This window comes from Mycobacterium sp. E802, assembly GCF_001666875.1.
Taxonomy (GTDB): Bacteria; Actinomycetota; Actinomycetes; order Mycobacteriales; family Mycobacteriaceae; genus Mycobacterium.
Genome location: NZ_LZJD01000190.1, coordinates 1 through 581 on the forward strand (window position 1 = coordinate 1; position 581 = coordinate 581).

The 581-nt window shown below is 64.7% G+C and carries 1 protein-coding gene and 1 pseudogene; one reads left to right on the forward strand and one right to left on the reverse strand.

The window, feature by feature from the left end; all coding sequences use genetic code 11:
- Positions 1 to 135 (forward strand): annotated as a pseudogene (locus tag A5699_RS30100) (RNA polymerase subunit sigma); the annotation flags it as partial.
- On the opposite strand, the gene A5699_RS27700 reads toward A5699_RS30100, so the two are convergent.
- Positions 111 to 581, reverse strand: a 471-nt coding sequence (locus tag A5699_RS27700; protein WP_067776778.1) for a sigma-70 family RNA polymerase sigma factor, incomplete at its 5' end; no start/stop codon positions are given. The pseudogene A5699_RS30100 and the gene A5699_RS27700 overlap by 25 nt on opposite strands.

Consider the following 581-nt stretch of genomic DNA (forward strand, 5'->3'; position numbering starts at 1 on the left):
CTGATGGGCACACCCGTCGGAACCGTGATGTCCCGACTGGCCCGCGGACGAAAGCGGCTGCGGGAGTTGCTCGCCGAAACTGCGGTTGCCAGAGGGTATCTGGCCCGGAGTCAGGACAACGGCACGGCAGCCTGAACCTTACCGGCGTCGCGGCCGATGCCACGGTCCCGGGCCACGTCGGCGAGCAACTCCCGCAGCCGCTTTCGTCCGCGGGCCAGTCGGGACATCACGGTTCCGACGGGTGTGCCCATCAGGGCGGCGATTTCGCGGTAGTGGTAGCCCTCGACGTCGGCGAAGTACACGGTCATCCGGTTGGCCGCAGGGATCGCGTCCAGTGCGTCCGCGATGTCGTCGTCGCGCATCGCTTCGAGCGCTTCCACTTCCGCTGACCGCAAACCCGAAGATGTATGCCGCCCCTCGGCGGACACCTGCCAATCGGTGATGTCTTCACACAGTTGCTCACCCACGGCGCGTTGGCGGGCGCGATAGCTGTTGATCCAGTTGTTGTACATGATCCGAAACAGCCATGCGCGCGCATTCGATCCTGGCTTGAACGTGTGAAAACCGCTGTAGGCCTTGAG